This is a genomic window from Streptomyces sp. MH60 (genome assembly GCF_002939385.1).
Lineage (GTDB): Bacteria > Actinomycetota > Actinomycetes > Streptomycetales > Streptomycetaceae > Streptomyces.
In genome coordinates, this window is sequence record NZ_MULI01000030.1 from 1 (window position 1) to 20072 (window position 20072).

Consider the following 20072-nt stretch of genomic DNA (forward strand, 5'->3'; position numbering starts at 1 on the left):
GGCTCGGGGGCCTCGGCCACCTCGGCAGGGGCCGCCTCGGCCGGTGCGACGGTCTCCGCCGACGCCTCGGCGGCACCGGACGGCGGACCCGCCGGGCGGGACGCGGCCCTGCGCCGACGGCGCGGCGGCAGGGTGTCGCTGGGGGTGTTCGCTTCGGAGTCCGTCGAAGTGGTCGACGACTCGGTGGGTTCGGTCGGTTCGAGCATGCGGGGGTTTCTCCCGTCAGGCTCCCGGGCGCCGCGCCTGGTCCGGCATCGACATGTCGACCGCCGGTGACGTCCGCGGCTCGCGCGGTGCGCGATCGCCGCCGTCCGGGGCGCGGGCGCCGCTCGGAAGCTCTCCGTGTCTTGTCTCGCCGGTTCCGTACCCCTTGTCGTGCACGGCCTGGCGAAAGTCTTGTGGTCGGTGCGCTGCCCGACCCAGGTGGCTCCCGAGTTCGAGGGCGGCGCTACGACGTCCGTCCCGACGCGGAACCTTCCTTACGCCGGCGCCTTCGCGGCGGCGGAAGCGGCGGCCGGATGCGGCACGGGCGCTTCTGCCTCGCGGTCGGGCGCGAGCGGGTCGGTCACCGCACCGGTCTCTTCATCGAACAGCCCCTGCGCCAGCCTGGTCACCGCTGCGGGGACCGGCGGCGCCAGGTCGGCCACGGCGCGAAGACCGGACAGGACGTCGTCGGGTCGTACGGCAGGCGTCACGTGCCGAACAACCAGCCGCAGTATCGCACAGGGCCGGTCGGTCGGCCTATCAGCCGGTGAACCGTGCGTGGTGACGCTCTCCAGGTGCGCGACGGCGGAGCGGGTGTCGAAGGTGCGGACGCCGTTCTTGGTACGGCGCTGCACCTCCACCGCCGGGGCCGCGTTGAACGCCGCGACGGCGGCTTCGGCCTCGGCGGACTCCACATCGTCCAGCCGCAGCTCCCACACGGAGGCCGTCAGCCGGTCGGCGAGCCCGGAGGTCCGGGCCTCGACCGCCTCGACGACGTCGAGCCCGGCGGGCAGCGACTCGTCGAGGAGCAGCCGCAGCCGCTCCGGATCGCGCGCTTCGGTGAGCGCGATCTCCAGGTACTCCGCCTCACTGCCCGTGCCGGTGGGTGCGGCATTGGCGTACGACACCTTCGGGTGCGGGGTGAACCCCGCCGAGTACGCCATCGGCACCTCGGCGCGGCGCAGCGCACGCTCGAAGGCGCGCTGGAAGTCACGGTGGCTGGTGAACCGGAGGCGGCCGCGCTTGGTGTAACGCAGTCGGATGCGCTGCACCGCGGGAACGGGCGGCGGGCCTACGGGCTGTCGCTTGCCCAGTGTCGTTCAGTCCTTCGTGAGAGCGGTCGTACTGCTACCAAGAGTACGTGCCTCGGCGGCGGATGGTTCCCGCCCGTCCACCGGCTGCCGCCCGGCGGGGTCCCCGAAGAGCATCCGGCGCACATCGGCGCGGGCCTGCCGTACGGACAGCCGGGCGGAGGCCAGCGCCTGCCGGGCCGCCCGCCCCGCGACGCGCCCCGCCTCGGCGAGAGGCCGCAGGACGGTGTCCCGCACGGCGTGCCCCACCGGGGTCAGCACACTCCGGTACACCCAGCGCGCCGGTTCGGCCACGGTCCACCGCAGGACGGTGCCGAGGAACCGCCCGACGGCGCGTGAGAGGTGCCCGGCGATCCGCCAGGCGTGCCCGAGGGCGTCCGCCACCTCCCGGCCGACGACGGCGAGGACCCGGCCGACCGGGGTGAGCACCCACCGCCAGACGGCGAGGGCCGGCAGCACCAGGAGCACCCGGACGGTCCAGTACAGAACGAACCCGACACCGGTGACGACCAGCCCCACACCCCGCGCCAGCTGCCTGCCGCACCAGACGAGCCCCCTGCCGCACCAGGCAAGCGCGTGCCCGACCGGCGTCAGCACCCACCGGTACAACCATGCCGCCGGTACGACGAGCAGGTACCGCCCGAGCCACGCCAGACCGGCGTACAGCCCGCGCCCGATCGCCGCGAGCACCGCGCCCACCCGGGTGAAGAACCAGGCGAGCCCGTGCCCGACCGGAGTCAGCACCCACCGGTAGAGCCACACCGCCGGCACCACGAGCAGCACATGCCCCAGCCATCCCACGCCCTTGGCGAGCGGCACGACGACATACCGCCACAGCCCGACCAGCGGCCACACGAAGACGGCCCGCCCGAGCCACGCCAGCGCCCGCCCGACGGGACGCAGCACCGTGTCCCGCAGGAACCGCCCCACGACGACCAGCGCGTCCCACGCCATGCGCACCGGCACGACCAGCACCAGCACCACGATCCGCACCGGAACCCGGACCGCCACGGCCAGACACCCCTCGGCGTCCGACCGGCGCACCGGCTCTTCCCGCGGCCCCGCGTCGGGCGCCTTCTCCAGATCCACCATGCTCACAAGGACGCCGCGGGACCCGGTTCGGATCCCGCGGCGTCCTCACTCAGGTCCTGGCGACCGGCACCAGGGTCAGATACGTGATGCCGAGGACGTTGCGGTAGCCGTTGACCCAGGAGGACCGCTGGCCGTCGACGCGTTCCCGGGTCTCGGCGGCAAGGGGGTGGTCCGGGTGAGCGGCGAGCCAGAGCTCCGTGTCGTGGCGGTAGCCGGACTCGAACTCCTCCCACTCCTCACTGCTCGCCGACTCGATCCAGGCCGGCCGGAAGCCCGACTCGACAGCGAGGTCGACCAGGGGGCCGAGCTCCAGGTGATCGTCCGCACGCGCCCCGGGCCACATCGCCGCGAGTTCCGCCTCCGACGGGAGGCGCTCCCAGAAGCCCTCGCCGAGCACGACACGGCCGCCCGGCCGGACCAGGCGGCGCAGCTCGCGCAGCACGACGCCGGGATCGTACGGCTGCCCCGGGTCGCACAGCGCCTGGCCGGCTCCCAGGCAGAGCACCACGTCCACGGGCCCGCGTGCCGTGCCGAGCGCCGACTCCGCCACGAACTCGACCCGGTCGGCGAGCCCGCGTTCCTTCGCGAGACCCCTGCCCCTGGCCAGGTCTTCGGCGTTGACGTCCAGGCCCACGCCCGTCGCCCCGGGGGCGGACTCCAGGACACGGAGCAGCAGTTCGCCCCAGCCGCAGCCGATGTCGAGGACGGTGGCGGGCGAGGCGGCGGCGAGCCGCGCGACCATGCGCCCGGCGCGGTCCCCGGAAAGCGGCCCGTGGAACGTCAGACTGCCGAGACGCGGGGGAAGATCGGAAGCTGTCATGCGACGGACGGTAGTTCCTCCCGGGCGGCATGCCGAGCGATTTGACAGCGGCCCGTCCGTACCCGGACCTCCGGGCGCGGACGGGCCGTACCGACTCGTCGGCCAGGCACGGGACTCGCCGTGTTCAGCCGGTCGGAGCGCTGTTCTTGACCGTCAGCGGCAGCAGCTTCTTGCCGGTCGGACCGACCTGGATCTCGGTGTCCATCGCCGGGCAGACACCGCAGTCGAAGCACGGGGTCCAGCGGCAGTCGTCGACCTCGGTCTCGTCGAGGGCGTCCTGCCAGTCCTCCCAGAGCCACTCCTTGTCGAGGCCGGAGTCGAGGTGGTCCCAGGGGAGGACCTCCTCGTAGCCGCGCTCGCGGGTGGTGTACCAGTCGACGTCGACGCCGGTCGGCTCCAGGGCCTTGTCGGCGCAGGCCATCCAGCGGTCGTAGGAGAAGTGCTCGCGCCAGCCGTCGAAGCGGCCGCCGTCGTCGTAGACGGCGCGGATGACGGCGCCGAGGCGGCGGTCGCCGCGGGAGAGGAGGCCCTCGACGATGCCGGGCTTGCCGTCGTGGTAGCGGAAGCCGATGGAGCGGCCGTACTTCTTGTCGCCGCGGATCTTGTCGCGGAGCTTCTGGAGGCGGGCGTCGGTCTCCTCGGCGGAGAGCTGCGGGGCCCACTGGAAGGGGGTGTGGGGCTTGGGGACGAAGCCGCCGATCGAGACCGTGCAGCGGATGTCGCCGGAGCCGGAGACCTCGCGGCCCTTGGCGATGACGCGGGTGGCCATGTCGGCGATCTGGAGGACGTCGTCGTCGGTCTCGGTGGGCAGGCCGCACATGAAGTACAGCTTCACCTGGCGCCAGCCGTTGCCGTAGGCCGTGGCGACGGTCCGGATGAGGTCGTCCTCCGAGACCATCTTGTTGATGACCTTGCGGATGCGCTCGGAGCCGCCCTCGGGGGCGAAGGTGAGGCCGGAGCGGCGGCCGTTGCGGGTCAGCTCGTTGGCCAGGTCGATGTTGAAGGCGTCGACGCGGGTGGAGGGGAGGGACAGGCCGATCTTGTCCTCCTCGTACCGGTCGGCGAGGCCCTTGGCGACGTCGGCGATCTCGCTGTGGTCGGCGGAGGAGAGGGAGAGCAGGCCGACCTCTTCGAAGCCGGTGGCCTTCAGACCCTTGTCGACCATCTCGCCGATGCCGGTGATGGAGCGCTCGCGCACCGGGCGGGTGATCATGCCGGCCTGGCAGAAGCGGCAGCCGCGGGTGCAGCCGCGGAAGATCTCCACGGACATGCGCTCGTGGACGGTCTCGGCGAGCGGGACGAGGGGCTGCTTGGGGTAGGGCCACTCGTCGAGGTCCATGACGGTGTGCTTGCTGACCCGCCACGGGACGCCGGAGCGGTTGGGGACGACGCGGGCGATGCGGCCGTCGGGGAGGTACTCGACGTCGTAGAAGCCGGGGACGTAGACGCCGCCGGTCTTGGCCAGGCGCAGGAGGAGTTCCTCGCGGCCGCCGGGGCGGCCCTCGGCCTTCCAGGCGCGGATGATCGCGGTGACTTCCAGGACGGCCTGCTCGCCGTCGCCGATGACGGCGCAGTCGATGAAGTCGGCGATCGGCTCGGGGTTGAAGGCGGCGTGGCCGCCGGCCAGGACGACCGGGTCGTCGATGCCGCGGTCCTTCGCCGCCAGGGGGATGCCCGCCAGGTCCAGGGCGGTGAGCATGTTGGTGTAGCCCAGCTCCGTGGAGAAGGAGAGGCCGAAGACGTCGAAGGCGCCGACCGGGCGGTGGCTGTCGACGGTGAACTGCGGGACGGAGTGCTCCCGCATCAGCTCCTCCAGGTCCGGCCACACGCTGTAGGTGCGCTCGGCGAGGACGCCCTGCTGCTCGTTGAGCACCTCGTAGAGAATCATGACGCCCTGGTTGGGCAGGCCGACCTCGTAGGCGTCGGGGTACATCAGGGCCCAGCGGACGTCGCAGGATTCCCAGTCCTTGACCGTGGAGTTCAGCTCTCCGCCGACGTATTGGATCGGCTTCTGCACATGTGGGAGCAGGGCTTCGAGCTGCGGAAACACGGACTCGGCGGCCTGGGTGGCTTCGGCAGGCATCTCACGGGACCTTTGTGTGCGGACAGGGGGGACCATCCAGCCTAACCCGGCCGGGACGGTCCCCCTTACCGCTCACCGGGCGGGTACCGGGCTACGCCGACATGGGTCTCTGCACGGTGATCGACTGGAGCAGGCCGACCGCTATCCACACGGCGAACATGGAGGAGCCGCCGTAGGAGACGAAGGGCAGGGGCAGGCCGGTGACCGGCATGATGCCGAGCGTCATGCCGACGTTCTCGAAGGTCTGGAAGGCGAACCAGGCGACGATCCCGGCGGCGACGACCGTGCCGTACAGGTCGGGGGTGCCGCGGGCGATCTTGCAGGCGCGCCAGAGGACCACGCCGAGCAGGGCGATGATGAGGCCCGCGCCGAGGAAGCCCAGCTCCTCGCCGGCGACGGTGAAGACGAAGTCGGTCTGCTGTTCGGGGACGAACCGGCCGGTGGTCTGGGAGCCGTGGAAGAGGCCGGAGCCGGTGAGTCCGCCGGAGCCGATGGCGATGCGGGCCTGGTTGGTGTTGTAGCCGACGCCCGCGGGGTCGAGGGCGGGGTTGGCGAAGGCGGCGAAGCGGGCGATCTGGTACTCGTCCAGGATGCCGAGCTGCCACACGGCGAGCGCCCCGGCGGTGCCGGCGCCGAGCAGGCCGAAGATCCAGCGGTTGCTGGCGCCGGAGGCGAGCAGGATGCCGAGCACGATGATGACCATGACCATGACCGACCCGAGGTCGGGCATGAGCATCACGATGAGCATCGGCACGGTGGCCAGGCCCAGGGCCTGGAGCACGGTGCGGTGGTCGGGGTGGGGCCGGTCCCCCGCGTCGACGCGTGCGGCCAGCAGCATCGCCATGCCCAGGATGATGGTGATCTTCACGAACTCCGAGGGCTGGAGGGAGAAGCCGCCGGGGAGCTTGATCCAGGAGTGGGCGCCATTGATGGTCGAGCCGAGCGGGGTGAGCACCAGCAGGATCAGGAAGACCGAGGCGCCGTAGAGGAGCGGCACGGCGGTGCGCAGGGCGCGGTGGCCGAGCCAGACGGTGGCGACCATCAGGGCGAGGCCGATGCCGGTGTTCAGGAGGTGCCGGGTGAGGAAGTAGTACTGGTCGCCCTGGTTGAGTTCGGTGCGGTTGCGGGTCGCGGAGTAGACGAGCAGCGAGCCCATCAGGGACAGCGCCACGGCGGCCAGCAGTATCGGCCAGTCGAGCCGCCGCGCCATGGAGTCCCGGGCGAAGAGGCGGGTCCAGCCGGCCTTCTCGGGTCCGTATCCGGAGACCTGGAAGCTGTTGGCCCCGGTCATGCGCGCGCCCCCCGGCTTCTCGCGTTGCCGCCCCGCCGGGTGCCGCGCCGGGCACCGCGGGCGCCGCCTCGGCGTCGGTGGCGGCGGGTGTCGCGGTTCTGGCCGTTCTGGTTGGGGGTGGTCGCCGGCTGGTCGCCTTCCTCGACGGGGGCGTACTCCTCGTCCGGGGAGGCCTTCTCGTCGGGCTGGAGTTCCTTGACGACGTCCTTGGGCATCTTCGGCGAGAGGATGGTGCCGTCCGTCTTGATCTTCGGGAGGCTCGCCTGCGGCTTGGGCAGCAGGGCCTTCTTCGGGTCGATGTCGCCGTCGTCGGAGACGCCGTACAGCGCGTCGTAGATGTTGCGGACGGCGGGGCCCGAGGCGCCGGAGCCGGTGCCGCCCTGGGAGATCGTCATGACGATCGAGTAGTCCTTGGTGTACGTCGCGAACCAGGACGTGGTCTGCTTGCCGTAGACCTCGGCGGTACCGGTCTTGGCGTGCATCGGGATCTTTTCCTGCGGCCAGCCGACCTGGGCGAACCGCCAGGCGGCGGTGCCCCGGCTGGCGACGCCGGCGAGGGCCTCGTCCATCTTGGCCAGCGTGGTCTTGCTTATGGGCAGCTTGCCGTGCGCCGCGGGCTGGATCTCGCGGACGTTCTTGCCGTCGGGGCTGACGACGGCCTTGCCGATGGTCGGGTCGTAGAGGGTGCCGCCGTTGGAGATGGCCGAGTAGATGGTGGCCATCTGGATGGGGGTGACGAGGGTGTCGCCCTGGCCGATGGAGTAGTTGATGGAGTCACCGGCGCGCATCTTGTTGCCTTCGAGGCAGTTCTCGTACGCGATCTTCTCGACGTAGGAGCCGTCCTTCTTGCCGGACTTGCACCAGGCGTCCTTGTTGGCCTTCCAGTAGTCCTGCTTCCACTGGCGGTCGGGGACGCGGCCGGTGACCTCGTTGGGAAGGTCGACGCCGGTCTTGGCGCCGAGGCCGAACTGGTGGGCGGCCTTGTAGAAGTAGTCGTTGGGGTGCTTGGGGTTCATCCCGCCGTCCTTCTTCCACTCCTGGTGGGACAGGCGGTAGAAGACGGTGTCGCAGGAGAGCTCCAGGGCGCGGCCGATGCTGATCATGCCTTCGTTGGCCGACTCGAAGTTCTTGAAGACCTGGCCGCCGACGTCGTAGGCACTGGAGCAGTCGTAGTTGCCGTCGAAGTCGTAGCCGGCCTCGACCGCGGCGGCCGAGGAGACCACCTTGAAGATGGAGCCGGGGGCCGCCTGGCCCTGGATGGCGCGGTTGAGCAGCGGGTAGTTGGAGTCCTTGCCGGTGAGCTTCTTGTAGTCCTTGGCGGAGATGCCGCCGACCCAGGCGTTGGGGTCGTAGTCGGGGTTGGAGGCCATGGCGACGACCCGGCCGGTCTTGGCCTCCATCACCACGACCGCGCCGGAGTCGGCCTCGTAGGTCCGGTTGGTGTTGCGGTCCATCTCCTTGCGGGCGGCCTTCATCGCCTCGTTCAGCTCGTACTCGGCGACCCGCTGGACGCGGGCGTCGATGCTGGTGACGAGGTTGGAGCCGGGGGTGCCCGCGTCGGACTCGGCCTCGCCGATGACGCGGCCGAGGTTGTCGACCTCGTAGCGGGTGACGCCGGCCTTGCCGCGCAGTGCCTTGTCGTACTGGCGCTCCAGGCCGGAGCGGCCGACCTGGTCGGAGCGCAGGTAGGGCGAGTCGGTGTCCTGGGCCTGCTGCAGTTCCTCGTCGGTGACCGGCGAGAGGTAGCCGAGGACCTGGGCGGTGTTGGACTTGCCGGGGGCGGCGTAGCGGCGTACGGCCATGGGTTCGGCGGTGATGCCGGGGAAGTCCTCGGCACGCTCGCGGATCTGCAGGGCCTGCTTGACGGTGGCCTCGTCGGTGACGGGGATCGGCTGGTAGGGCGAGCCGTTCCAGCAGGGCTGGGGGGTCTCGGCGTCGCAGAGCCGGACCTTGTCGATGACGTCCTGGGGCTTCATGCCGAGGACGCCGGCGAGCTTGGTGAGGACGGCCTTGCCGTCGTCCTTCATCTTCAGCAGGTCGGTGCGGGAGGCGGAGACGACGAGCCGGGTCTCGTTGTCGGCGAGGGCGACGCCGCGGGCGTCCAGGATCGAGCCGCGGGTGGCGGGCTGGACGACCTGCTGGACGTGGTTGCCGGAGGCTTCCTCGGCGTATTCGTCGCCCTGGCGGATCTGGAGGTACCAGAGCCGTCCGCCGAGGGTGGCGAGGAGGGAGAGGACGAGGATCTGGATGACGACGAGCCGGGTCCGGACGCGGGTGCTGCGGCCGGTCTCGGGAATGTTAGTCATGGGCGCAGCCCATCCGGTTGAGGGCGGTGGTGGGCGACGGGAGGGCGGTCACTGCTGCCTCCCCCTGACGAAGTAGGTACTGGTGTGCTGGCAGGCCGTCACAGCCGCTTGACCCCCTTGATGCGTCCGGCGCGGGCCACGCGCGCGCGTGCCGCCTTCGCCCGCAGTCCGTTGCGCTGCCTGCCGATGCGCAGGCCGGTGCCTCCGGAGAGCCAGCCGGAGGAGATGTCGGGGCTCTGGGCGGCGGAGTTGGTGTCGGCCAGCGGGTCGTGTTCGGCGCGCCGGGCGAGCGCCATGATGCCGGGGACGACGAAGGGCGCGAGCAGCAGGTCGTACAGGGCGGCCGTGAACAGCAGGCTGGGCAGGCCGACGTGGCGGGCGGCGGTGTCGCCGACGAGGGAACCGACGCCGGCGTAGAGCAGGGTGGTGCCGATGGCGGCGGCGACCACGACGACCATGGGGCCGGTGGCCGAGCGGAGCCGTCCGTTGTCCGGTCTGGCGAGACCGGCGAGGTAGCCGATGACGCAGAGCACGAGGGCGTAGCGGCCGGCGGCGTGGTCGGCGGGCGGCGCGAGGTCGGCGAGGAGTCCGGCGCCGAAGCCGACGAGGGCGCCGCCGACGTGGCCGTAGACCAGGGCGAGGCCGAGGACGGTGAGCAGCAGCAGGTCGGGGACGGCGCCGGGCAGGTGGAGGCGGGCGAGGACGCTGACCTGGATCACCAGGGCGACGACGACCAGGGCGACGGACAGCAGGATCCGGTTGACGCGCATGGGGTGAAGGCTCCTACGGTTCGGGCTGCTCGTTCTGCTGCTCTGTCTGGTCGTTCTGACCGGTCGCGTCGTTCTGCCCGGCCTCGTCGTTCTGGGCCTGGCCCTCCGGGTCGGCCCCGGGGGTGACGGTGACCGTCACGGTCGGCGTGGGCTTCGGCTGCTTCTTCTCCGGGAGCACCGTGTCGCGCGGGTCCTTCGCCGGGGCCTGGACGACGACGCCGACGATGTCGAGCTTGGTGAAGCTGACGAACGGCGTGACGTCGAGGATGCGGGTGAGGTCGCCGCCGTTGGGGTCGACACGGGTGATGGTGCCGACGGGCACGCCCGGCACGAACGGCTTGTCGGCCTGGGAGCCGAAGGTGACGAGGCGGTCGCCCTTCTTGACGTCGGCCTTGCCGTTGAGGAGCTCGACGCGCAGCGGGCGGCTGCCCTGCCCGGAGGCGAAGCCGAGTTCGTCGCCGGACTCCATCCGGGTGCCGACGGTGAAGTCCGGGTCGTTGGCGAGCAGCACGGTGGCGGTGTTGGGGCCGACGGTGGTCACGCGTCCGACGAGGCCGTCGCCGTTGAGGACGGTCATGTCGCGCTTGATGCCGTCGTTGGCGCCGGCGTCGATGGTGATGGTCCAGGAGAACCCCTGGGCCGCTCCTATGGCGATGACCTGGGCGCCCTTGATGCCGTACTGCCCGGCCCCGGCGAGTCCGAGCATCTTGTCGAACTGCTTCAGCCGGCTGCGGCCGCGCTCGTCGCTGCCGAGCTTCGCCTTGAGGGCCGCGTTCTCCGTCTCCAGCCGGGAGAGCCGGTCGTGCCGGTCGCCGGAGTCGCGGATCGCGGAGACCGCGTTGCCGACCGGGTCGACCGCGGAGGAGACCCCGTTCTCGATCGGACCGAAGACGTTGGCCGCGGCCTGCCGGGCACCGTCGACCGGTGAGTCCTCCCCGCCGCGGATGTCCACCGTGATCAGTGCGAACGCGATGGCGATCAGCAGCACCAGGAGCAGCCGGCTCTCTTTCGTGTCCCTCACGTGCGGCGGCCGTGCCTTCCTCGTCGAAATTCGGGAATCTCGGAATGTACGTGGCGGTGTTCAGGAATTCAGCTGATGCGGTACGTCGGGCACTTCACGCGCATCCGGTACCGGAACCCTCTATATCAACGATCCGCCGCACGAGAGGAGATCGTCTCGTACGGCGGAACCGAAGTGTGACGTCATCTGCGGGGCGAGGCGTCCAGCACCTGCTGGAGTGCCTCGAACTCCTCGACGCACTTGCCGCTGCCGAGCGCCACGCTGTCCAGCGGGTCCTCGGCGATGTGGATCGGCATCCCGGTCTCCCGGCGCAGCCGTTCGTCGAGCCCGCGCAGCAGCGCACCGCCGCCGGTCAGGACGATGCCCCGGTCCATGATGTCGCCGGACAGCTCCGGCGGACACTTGTCGAGGGTCGTCTTGACGGCGTCGACGATGGCGTTGACCGGCTCCTCGATCGCCTTGCGCACTTCGGCGGCGGAGATGACGACGGTCTTGGGCAGCCCGGAGACGAGGTCCCGGCCACGGATTTCGGTGTGCTCGTCGGAGTCGAGGTCGTACGCAGAACCGATCGTGATCTTGATCTGTTCGGCCGTGCGCTCACCCAGCAGAAGGCTGTACTCCTTCTTCACGTGCTGGATGATCGCGTTGTCCAGCTCATCACCCGCGACGCGGATGGACTGGGCCGTGACGATGCCGCCGAGCGAGATGACCGCGACCTCCGTGGTGCCGCCGCCGATGTCCACCACCATGTTGCCCGTGGCCTCGTGGACCGGCAGGCCGGAGCCGATGGCCGCGGCCATGGGCTCCTCGATGATGTGCACCTGCCGGGCGCCGGCCTGGGACGACGCCTCGATGACGGCGCGGCGCTCGACGCCGGTGATGCCCGAGGGCACACAGACGACGACCCGCGGACGAGCCAGATAACGCCGCTTGTGGATCTTCAGGATGAAGTAGCGGAGCATCCGCTCGGTGATCTCGAAGTCGGCGATGACGCCGTCCTTCAGCGGGCGCACGGCCACGATGTTGCCGGGTGTGCGCCCGATCATCTTCTTCGCTTCGGCGCCGACCGCGAGGATGCCACCGGTGTTGGTGTTGATCGCGACGACGGACGGCTCGTTGAGTACGATCCCGCGACCCCTGACGTACACCAGCGTGTTGGCGGTCCCGAGGTCGACAGCCATGTCACGGCCGATGAACGACATTGAGTTCCCCATCAGGATTCGACTGGCCTTCCCAGGAGCTTTTGAGGGCTTTTCAGGTCGGCGAAGTGGGTGCAGTGACGCGTGGAGGCTTCCATCGTAGACGCGCTTTCGCGAACACTGCGCGAGGGTCTCCGCCATTGTCAGCAGATGGCGCACCGCCTCGCTTGTGGAGACGGGCCAACGGTGGGATCCGTTCCCCCGATCAGGCGCGCATATGCCACAGGGCGGTCGCTTTCGCGCGACCGCCCCGGCTCCGCCCGGTCCATTCGACTGACATGGTGTCAGAAAAAAGGCGCTCCCGGCGTGTCCCGAAGGAGGATCAGACCCGGCCCGGGAAGAAGATCTTCAGCTCACGCTCGGCGGACTCCTCGGAGTCGGAGGCGTGGATCAGGTTCTCGCGGACGATCACACCGTAGTCCCCGCGGATGGAGCCCGGGGCGGCGGCGATCGGGTCGGTCGGACCGGCCAGCGCGCGCACGCCCTCGATGACCCGCTCACCCTCCACGACCATCGCCACGACCGGCCCGGACGCCATGAACTCGACCAGCGGCTCGTAGAACGGCTTGCCCTTGTGCTCGCCGTAGTGCTGCTCCAGCGTCTCGGTGTCCAGGGTGCGCAGTTCCAGCGCGGTGATCTGCCAGCCGGCCTTGCGCTCGATACGGCTGATGATCTCGCCGGTCAGGCCACGACGGACGGCGTCGGGCTTGAGGAGGACGAGGCTGCGCTGGGTCACGAGGGGCTCCCTTGGAGATGTGCGGTCGTGCGGGTGATGAATGAGGTTACCGGGCGTGTCGCGGCGCCCGTAACGCAGCGTCAGGCCCACCGGGTCCGTCGGCCGGGTCGCGCCCCTCAGGCGGGGTCGGGCGCGGAGGCCTCGGCCTGGGCGGCGAACCTCGCCTTCGCCTCGTCGATCTTCCGCCCGTAGTGCACGGAGGCCCACCACAGGGCGGCGAAGACCGCACCGAGGAAGAACATGGTCGGCACCACGAAGCCGGCGGCGATCAGCGCGACCTGCAGCGCCCAGCCGAGGGCGACCCCGCCGGGCCGGGTGATGACCCCGCACAGCAGCACGCTGAGGACCATGGCGATGCCGCTGACCGTCCACACCGTCCCCACCGACAGGTCCGGGTCCTTCATGGCGACCAGTCCGGCGAAGCCGATCACGAAGAACTCGCCGATCAGAGTCGAAGCACAGAGCGTACGCACGGTTTCTCAGCCCCTCCTCAGGAGCAGTCGGGCCTCGCCGACGGTGATGACGGAACCGGTGACGAGCACACCGCCGCCCGCGAACTCGCCCTCCTCCTCGGCCAGCGTGATCGCGGCCTCCAGGGCGTCCGGCAGCCGCGGCTCGACCTGGACGCGGTCGTCGCCGAAGACCTCCACGGCGATCGCGGCCAGCTCGTCGGCGTCCATCGCGCGGTGGCTGGAGTTCTGGGTGACGACGACCTCGGCGAAGACCGGCTCGAAGGCTTCGAGGAGCCCCCGCACGTTCTTGTCGCCGCTGGCGCCGACCACACCGATCAGCCGGCTGAACTGGAACGCCTCCCCCACCGCCTCGGCGGTGACCCGGGCGCCGGCCGGGTTGTGCGCGGCGTCGAGGACCACGGTCGGCGAGCGCCGCACCACCTCCATCCGCCCCGGCGAGGCGACGGAGGCGAAGGCCTTGCGGACGGTGTCGACGTCCAGCGGCTCGGGACGCTGCGCGCCGACGCCGAAGAACGCCTCGACGGCGGCCAGCGCGACGGCCGCGTTGTGCGCCTGGTGGGCGCCGTGCAGCGGCAGGTAGACCTCGGTGTACTCGCCGCCGAGCCCGCGCAGGGTGACCAGCTGCCCGCCGACGGCGACCTCGCGGGCGACGACGCCGAACTCCAGCCCCTCGCGGGCCACGGTGGCGTTGACGTCGACGGCCTTCTTCAGCATCACCTGCGCCGCGTCCACCGGCTGCTGGGCCAGGATGACGGTGGCGTCCTGCTTGACGATGCCGGCCTTCTCGACCGCGATCTCGCCGGGCGTCTCGCCGAGCCGGTCGGTGTGGTCCAGGTCGATGGGGGTGACGACGGCGACGTCCCCGTCGATGACGTTGGTGGCGTCCCAGGAGCCGCCCATCCCGACCTCGACGACGGCCACGTCCACGGGCGCGTCGGCGAAGGCGGCGTACGCCATGCCGGTCAGCACCTCGAAGAACGACAGCCGGTACTCCTGCCGGGCGTCGACCATCTCGACGTACGGCTTGATGTCGTCGTACGTCTCGATGAACCGCTCGGCGGAGATCGGCGCCCCGTCCAGGCTGATCCGCTCGGTGATCGACTGCACGTGCGGCGAGGTGTACCGCCCGGTGCGCAGCTCGAAGGCGCCGAGCAGGGCCTCGATCATGCGGGCGGTGGAGGTCTTGCCGTTGGTCCCGGTGATGTGGATGGAGGGGTACGAGCGCTGCGGCTCGCCCAGCACGTCCATCAGCGCGGCGATCCGGCTGACGGACGGCTCCAGCTTGGTCTCGCCCCAGCGGGTCGCCAGCTCCGTCTCGACGGCACGCAGCGCCGCGTCCACCTCGGGGTCCTCCGGGCGCCCGGGGACGTCGGCCTCCGGGGGGCCGCCCTGGGTGCGCAGGGTGCGGCTGCCGGCCTCGATGACGGCGAGGTCGGGGTCGCGGGTGGTCTCCGCGTCGATGATCTCGTCGAAGGAGTCGAGGGGGCCGGAGGGGTCGGGCTGGTCGTTCTCGCCGGGGTTGTCGCTCACGGGGACCAGTCTACGTACCCGCTTTCCGCGGGCAGTCGTGCCCGCCGCCGCGGGCAGTCGTGCCGCTGGGGCGGGCAGTCGTGCCGCTGAGGCGGCACGGGTGGGCGCGGCGGCACCCGGTGAGCGCCGGGGGCTGCGCGACCCGCCCCTCGGCGCCCACGGAGTGGGGTGGCATCGGTCCGACGGCGCGTGCGGCGCCGTCGTGGCGGGTCGCGCAGTTCCCCGCGCCCCTGGGTGGGCTACGCCGTCGGCAGCTTCTCGAGCTGGGCGGTGATGCGGGCGATGTCCTCGTCCGCCTTGGTCAGGCGGCCCCGGATCTTGTCCACGACGTGGTCCGGCGCCTTGGCGAGGAACGCCTCGTTGCCGAGCTTGGCGTTCGCCTGGGCCTTCTCCTTCTCCGCCGCCGCCAGGTCCTTCGTCAGCCGCTTGCGCTCCGCGGCGAAGTCGATGACGCCGGAGAGGTCGAGGGCCACCTCGACGCCCGCCACCGGCAGCGTCGCCGTCGCCGTGAACGACTCGCCCTCCGGCTGGAGCCGCAGCAGCTGCCGGACGGCCGCCTCGTGCGCCGCGAGCGCGCTGCCGGTCAGGGTCAGCCGGGCCGGGACCCGCTGGCCGGGCTGGAGCCCCTGGTCGGCACGGAAGCGCCGGACCTCGGTGATCACCGACTGGACGGTCTCGATCTCCCGCTCGGCCTCCGCGTCCCGGAAGCCGGAGTCCTGCGGCCACTCGGCGATGACGACCGACTCGCCACCGGTGAGGGTGGTCCACAGCGTCTCGGTGACGAAGGGGACGACCGGGTGGAGGAGGCGCAGCGTGACGTCCAGGACCTCGCCCAGGACGCGCTTGGAGACCTCGGCCGCCTCGCCGCCCGCCTGGAACGTGGTCTTGGACAGCTCGACGTACCAGTCGAAGACCTCGTCCCAGGCGAAGTGGAACAGCGCGTCGGAGAGCTTCGCGAACTGGTAGTCCTCGTAGTACGCGTCGACCTCGGCGACCACCGAGTTCAGCCGGGACAGGATCCACCGGTCGGTCGAGGACATCCTCGACGCGTCCGGCAGCGGGCCGTCCACCGTCGCGCCGTTCATCAGCGCGAAGCGGGTGGCGTTCCAGATCTTGTTGGCGAAGTTCCGCGAGCCCTGGACCCAGTCCTCGCCGATCGGGACGTCGACGCCCGGGTTGGCGCCGCGCGCGAGGGTGAAGCGGAGGGCGTCGGAGCCGTACTTGTCCATCCAGTCCAGCGGGTTCACGACGTTCCCGAAGGACTTGGACATCTTCTTGCCGTTCTGGTCACGGACCATGCCGTGCAGGGCGATGGTGTGGAACGGCGGGGTGCCGTCCATCGCGTAGAGGCCGAACATCATCATCCGGGCGACCCAGAAGAAGAGGATGTCGTAGCCGGTGACCAGGACGGAGTTCGGGTAGAACTTCGCGAGCGACTCGGTCTGCTCGGGCCAGCCGAGCGTGGAGAACGGCCACAGGCCGGAGGAGAACCAGGTGTCCAGGACGTCGGAGTCCTGGTACCAGCCCTCGCCGCTCGGCGGCTCCTCGTCGGGTCCGACGCAGACGACCTCGCCGTCCGGGCCGTACCAGACCGGGATGCGGTGGCCCCACCAGAGCTGGCGCGAGATGCACCAGTCGTGGAGGTTGTCGACCCAGTCGAAGTACCGCTTCTCCATCTCCTGCGGGTGGATCTTGACCTTGCCGTCGCGGACCGCGTCACCGGCGGCCTTCGCCAGCGGGCCGACCTTGACCCACCACTGCATGGACAGGCGCGGCTCGATGGTGGTCTTGCAGCGCGAGCAGTGGCCGACGGAGTGGACGTAGGGCCGCTTCTCGGCGACGATCCGGCCCTCGGCGCGCAGCGCGGCGACGATGGCGGAGCGGGCCTCAAGGCGGTCCAGGCCCTGGAAGGGGCCGTGGGCGGTGATGACGGCGTGCTCGTCCATGACCGCGATGGCGGGCAGGTCGTGGCGCCGGCCGATCTCGAAGTCGTTCGGGTCGTGGGCGGGCGTCACCTTGACGGCGCCGGTGCCGAACTCGGGGTCGACGTGCTCGTCGGCGACGACCGGGATGGAGCGGTCGGTCAGCGGCAGCTTGATCTGCTTGCCGACCAGGTGCTGGTACCGCTCGTCCTCGGGGTGGACGGCGACGGCGGTGTCGCCGAGCATGGTCTCCGCGCGGGTGGTGGCGACGACGATGGTCTCGTCGCCCTCCCCGTACTTCATGGAGACCAGCTCGCCGTCGTCGTCCTGGTACTCGACCTCGATGTCGGAGATCGCGGTCAGACAGCGCGGGCACCAGTTGATGATGCGCTCGGCGCGGTAGATCAGCTCGTCGTCGTAGAGCCGCTTGAAGATGGTCTGGACGGCCTGGGACAGGCCCTCGTCCATCGTGAAGCGCTCACGCGACCAGGCGACGGCGTCGCCGAGGCGGCGCATCTGGCCGGAAATCTGCCCGCCGGACTCGCTCTTCCACTGCCAGACGCGCTCGACGAAGGCCTCCCGGCCGAGGTCGTGCCGGGACTTGCCCTCCTTGCCCAGCTCCCGCTCGACGACGTTCTGCGTGGCGATGCCGGCGTGGTCCATGCCGGGCTGCCACAGCGTCTCGTAGCCCTGCATGCGCTTGCGGCGGGTCAGGGCGTCGATGAGCGTGTGCTCGAAGGCGTGCCCGAGGTGCAGGCTGCCCGTGACGTTCGGCGGCGGGATGACGACGGTGTACGGCGGCTTCCCGCTCTTCGCGTCGGCCTCGAAGTAACCCCGTTCTACCCAGCGCTCGTACAGCTGCCCCTCTACCTCGGCCGGCGTGTACTGGGTCGGCAGTTCGGTGCTGGGTGCGGGCTGCGGCTGCTGAGAGTTCTCGGTCACGGGGGTCAGTTTACGGGCGTCACTGCCCTGTCCCGAAACCCGTTTCGTTTGTAACGGTGCGGCCCCCGGTGACCTGCGCACGCCATGCCTGAGTCAGGATGTCAGCACCACGTAAAGCATCTGAGGGGGAACCCAGGAATGAGTCACAACCAGCCGGGCCCGTACGGCGGGCAGCCCCAGCAGCCCGGACCGTACGGCCAGCCGGGGCCGTACGGCCAGCAGCCGCCGCAGGCCCCCCAGCCCGGCTACGGCTACCCCCAGCAGACGCCTCCCCCGCAGCCGGGTTACGGCTACCCCCAGCAGCCCCAGCAGGGCGGCGTCCCGCCGCAGGCTCCGCCCTACGGCCAGCAGCCCGCGTACGGTCAGCAGCCCCCGTACGGCCAGCAGCCGCCCTACGGCCAGCAGCCGTACGGCATGCCGCAGCCCCCGGCGCCGGGCGGCGGCGGCAAGAAGAAGGCCGGTCTGATCATCGGCGCGGTCGCCGTCGTGGCGGCGATCGGCGTGGGGGCCTACTTCGTGATCGGCGGGGGCGGCGGCGCGGGCGGCCTGGAGGACGACGGCGCCCACAAGCTGACGACTCCGGCGACGGTACTCACCGATTACAAGCGCGCCAGCGACGAGGCCGCCGAGACCGACTCGGACACGGTCAAGGACCTTGAGAAGAGTGGCGTCAAGGACGGCACGAGCGTGACCGGGTTCTACACCACCGCGGACCTCACCGGGTACGACCCTTCGGACCCGAGCACTGCCCCGGACCCCAGTGAAATGGCGACCGCCAAGGGCATCACCTACATCGGCGCGTACGGGAAGATCTCGGACCCGGAGGCGGTACTCGACAAGTTCTTCGCCGAGTTCAAGAAGGAGTCCGAGGAGAACGCGTCTTCCTCCTCCGAGACAGGAGGCGGCGGCAAGGCCGTGGGCGAACCCGAGTCGGTCGACATCGACGGCGCGGTCATGAAGTGCCAGGGCGTGGAGGGCACCAACCCGGTCTCCAAGAAGAAGAAGACCGACTGGATCTGTGCCTGGGCCGACTACAGCACGATCGCCCTGATCTCCCCGGGTGACGCCACCAAGGGTGTGACGAAGGACGTCGCCGTCGACATCACCACCAAGCTCCGCAAGGAGATCCGCGTCAAGGCCTGACGCCGAGCGACAACGTGGAAGGGGCCCGGTCGATGCGACCGGGCCCCTTCCACGTGTGCTCGTACGGTGCGGCTACGCCGTCTTCTGCTCACCCGGGCCGCGCCCCCGCGAATCCCGGGGGATCAGCGTCGGGTTGACGTTGGAGAGGACCACGTCGGCGGTGATGACGACGCGGGCGACGTCCTTGCGGGACGGGACCTCGTACATCACGCCCTGGAGGACTTCCTCCATGATGGCCCGCAGGCCGCGCGCGCCGGTCTGGCGGAGGATGGCCTGGTCGGCGATGGCCTCCAGGGCCTCGCGCTCGAAGTCCAGCTCGACGCCGTCGAGTTCGAAGAGGCGCTCGTACTGCTTGACGAGGGCGTTGCGCGGCTCGACCAGGATCTGGAGGAGCGCCTCGCGGTCGAGGTTGTGCACCGAGGTGATGACCGGGAGCCGGCCGATGAACTCGGGGATCATGCCGAACTTGACCAGGTCCTCCGGCATGACCTGCTCGAACTGGTCCTTGGACTCGATCTCCCGCTTGGAGCGGATCTGCGCGCCGAAGCCGATGCCCTTGGCGCCCGCCCGGCCCTCGATGATCTTCTCCAGGCCCGCGAAGGCACCGCCCACGATGAACAGCACGTTCGTCGTGTCGATCTGGATGAACTCCTGGTGCGGGTGCTTGCGCCCGCCCTGCGGCGGGACGGAGGCCGTGGTGCCCTCCAGGATCTTCAGCAGGGCCTGCTGGACGCCCTCGCCGGACACGTCGCGCGTGATGGAGGGGTTTTCACTCTTCCTCGCGACCTTGTCGATCTCGTCGATGTAGATGATCCCGGTCTCGGCCTTCTTGACGTCGTAGTCCGCGGCCTGGATCAGCTTGAGCAGGATGTTCTCGACGTCCTCGCCGACGTACCCCGCCTCGGTGAGCGCCGTGGCGTCGGCGATCGCGAAGGGCACGTTCAGCATGCGGGCGAGGGTCTGGGCGAGGAGGGTCTTGCCGGAGCCCGTGGGGCCCAGCAGGAGGATGTTGGACTTCGCCAACTCGATGGCGTCCTCGCGCCCTTGGGCGCCGCCGTTCTCGCCGGCCTGGACCCGCTTGTAGTGGTTGTACACCGCGACGGAGAGGGCCTTCTTGGCCGCTTCCTGCCCGACCACGTAGCTCTCGAGGAACTCGTAGATCTCGCGGGGCTTCGGAAGCTCCTCCCAGCGCACCTCGCTGGTCTCGGCCAGCTCCTCCTCGATGATCTCGTTGCAGAGGTCGATGCACTCGTCGCAGATGTACACACCGGGCCCTGCGATGAGCTTCTTGACCTGCTTCTGGCTCTTCCCGCAGAACGAGCACTTGAGCAGATCGCCGCCGTCACCGATGCGTGCCACGGTGTGCTTCCCCTTCGCCTGGGAGACTCCCGGACGTCGACGTCACGTCAACGGCGGGCGGACTCCTGGTGCTGCCTTATGTCCGACGGT

16 protein-coding genes are annotated in these 20072 nt (G+C 70.5%); 1 reads left to right on the plus strand and 15 read right to left on the minus strand.

The genetic code is table 11. From position 1 onward, the window contains the following. The 14 genes from BZZ08_RS19700 to BZZ08_RS19765 all read right to left on the minus strand — a co-directional run. The coding region (locus tag BZZ08_RS19700) for a hypothetical protein (protein ID WP_133169214.1) at nucleotides 1-206 on the minus strand (206 nt) is incomplete at its 3' end. Nucleotides 207-479: 273 nt separating this feature from the next. Beyond that, nucleotides 480-1256 carry a TIGR03936 family radical SAM-associated protein gene (locus tag BZZ08_RS19705; protein WP_104633578.1) on the minus strand — a complete coding sequence of 259 codons (777 nt, stop codon included), beginning with the start codon at nucleotides 1254-1256 and terminating at the stop codon, nucleotides 480-482. A gap of 48 nt (nucleotides 1257-1304) precedes the next feature. Continuing rightward, entirely contained in the window at nucleotides 1305-2387 is a 1083-nt protein-coding gene (locus BZZ08_RS19710) for a hypothetical protein (protein WP_198601578.1), read from the minus strand. Between the two features lie 49 nt (nucleotides 2388-2436). Next, nucleotides 2437-3207: an SAM-dependent methyltransferase gene (locus BZZ08_RS19715; protein ID WP_104633580.1), complete on the minus strand. Its 771-nt coding sequence runs from the start codon at nucleotides 3205-3207 to the stop codon at nucleotides 2437-2439. 124 nt (nucleotides 3208-3331) lie between these two features. Then, nucleotides 3332-5290, minus strand: coding sequence for a TIGR03960 family B12-binding radical SAM protein (locus BZZ08_RS19720; RefSeq protein WP_198601579.1), 1959 nt, complete (start codon nucleotides 5288-5290; stop codon nucleotides 3332-3334). 91 nt (nucleotides 5291-5381) lie between these two features. After that, complete coding sequence (gene rodA / locus BZZ08_RS19725) at nucleotides 5382-6581, minus strand: rod shape-determining protein RodA (protein ID WP_104633582.1); 1200 nt, start codon at nucleotides 6579-6581, stop codon at nucleotides 5382-5384. Then, nucleotides 6578-8887 (minus strand): penicillin-binding protein 2, encoded by a 2310-nt coding sequence (gene mrdA, locus BZZ08_RS19730; RefSeq protein ID WP_104633583.1) that lies wholly within the window; start codon nucleotides 8885-8887, stop codon nucleotides 6578-6580. The genes rodA and mrdA overlap by 4 nt, the downstream gene beginning before the upstream one ends. Nucleotides 8888-8985: 98 nt before the next feature. Beyond that, nucleotides 8986-9657, minus strand: coding sequence for a rod shape-determining protein MreD (gene mreD / locus BZZ08_RS19735; protein ID WP_104633584.1), 672 nt, complete (start codon nucleotides 9655-9657; stop codon nucleotides 8986-8988). 13 nt (nucleotides 9658-9670) lie between these two features. After that, a complete protein-coding gene (mreC, locus tag BZZ08_RS19740) occupies nucleotides 9671-10678 on the minus strand; it encodes a rod shape-determining protein MreC (RefSeq protein ID WP_104633585.1) in 1008 nt (335 codons plus the stop codon). Between the two features lie 182 nt (nucleotides 10679-10860). Then, on the minus strand, nucleotides 10861-11880 hold the full coding sequence (locus BZZ08_RS19745; RefSeq protein ID WP_007449816.1) for a rod shape-determining protein: 1020 nt from the start codon (nucleotides 11878-11880) through the stop codon (nucleotides 10861-10863). Nucleotides 11881-12199: 319 nt separating this feature from the next. Continuing rightward, the gene (gene ndk / locus BZZ08_RS19750; protein ID WP_003976187.1) at nucleotides 12200-12613 is read right to left on the minus strand and encodes a nucleoside-diphosphate kinase; all 414 of its coding nucleotides are present in this window, start codon (nucleotides 12611-12613) and stop codon (nucleotides 12200-12202) included. 116 nt (nucleotides 12614-12729) lie between these two features. Further along, complete coding sequence (locus tag BZZ08_RS19755; protein ID WP_104633586.1) at nucleotides 12730-13086, minus strand: DUF4233 domain-containing protein; 357 nt, start codon at nucleotides 13084-13086, stop codon at nucleotides 12730-12732. 6 nt (nucleotides 13087-13092) lie between these two features. Next, nucleotides 13093-14616 (minus strand): bifunctional tetrahydrofolate synthase/dihydrofolate synthase, encoded by a 1524-nt coding sequence (folC, locus tag BZZ08_RS19760; protein WP_104633587.1) that lies wholly within the window; start codon nucleotides 14614-14616, stop codon nucleotides 13093-13095. A gap of 239 nt (nucleotides 14617-14855) precedes the next feature. After that, nucleotides 14856-17480 (minus strand): valine--tRNA ligase, encoded by a 2625-nt coding sequence (locus BZZ08_RS19765; RefSeq protein WP_104633588.1) that lies wholly within the window; start codon nucleotides 17478-17480, stop codon nucleotides 14856-14858. A gap of 138 nt (nucleotides 17481-17618) precedes the next feature. Between BZZ08_RS19765 and BZZ08_RS19770 the strand changes: the two genes are divergently transcribed. Further along, nucleotides 17619-18623, plus strand: coding sequence for a hypothetical protein (locus BZZ08_RS19770; protein WP_104633589.1), 1005 nt, complete (start codon nucleotides 17619-17621; stop codon nucleotides 18621-18623). Nucleotides 18624-18695: 72 nt separating this feature from the next. Here BZZ08_RS19770 and clpX read toward each other — a convergent pair whose 3' ends face one another. Next, nucleotides 18696-19982 (minus strand): ATP-dependent Clp protease ATP-binding subunit ClpX, encoded by a 1287-nt coding sequence (clpX, locus tag BZZ08_RS19775; RefSeq protein WP_003976182.1) that lies wholly within the window; start codon nucleotides 19980-19982, stop codon nucleotides 18696-18698. Nucleotides 19983-20072: the final 90 nt, after the last annotated feature.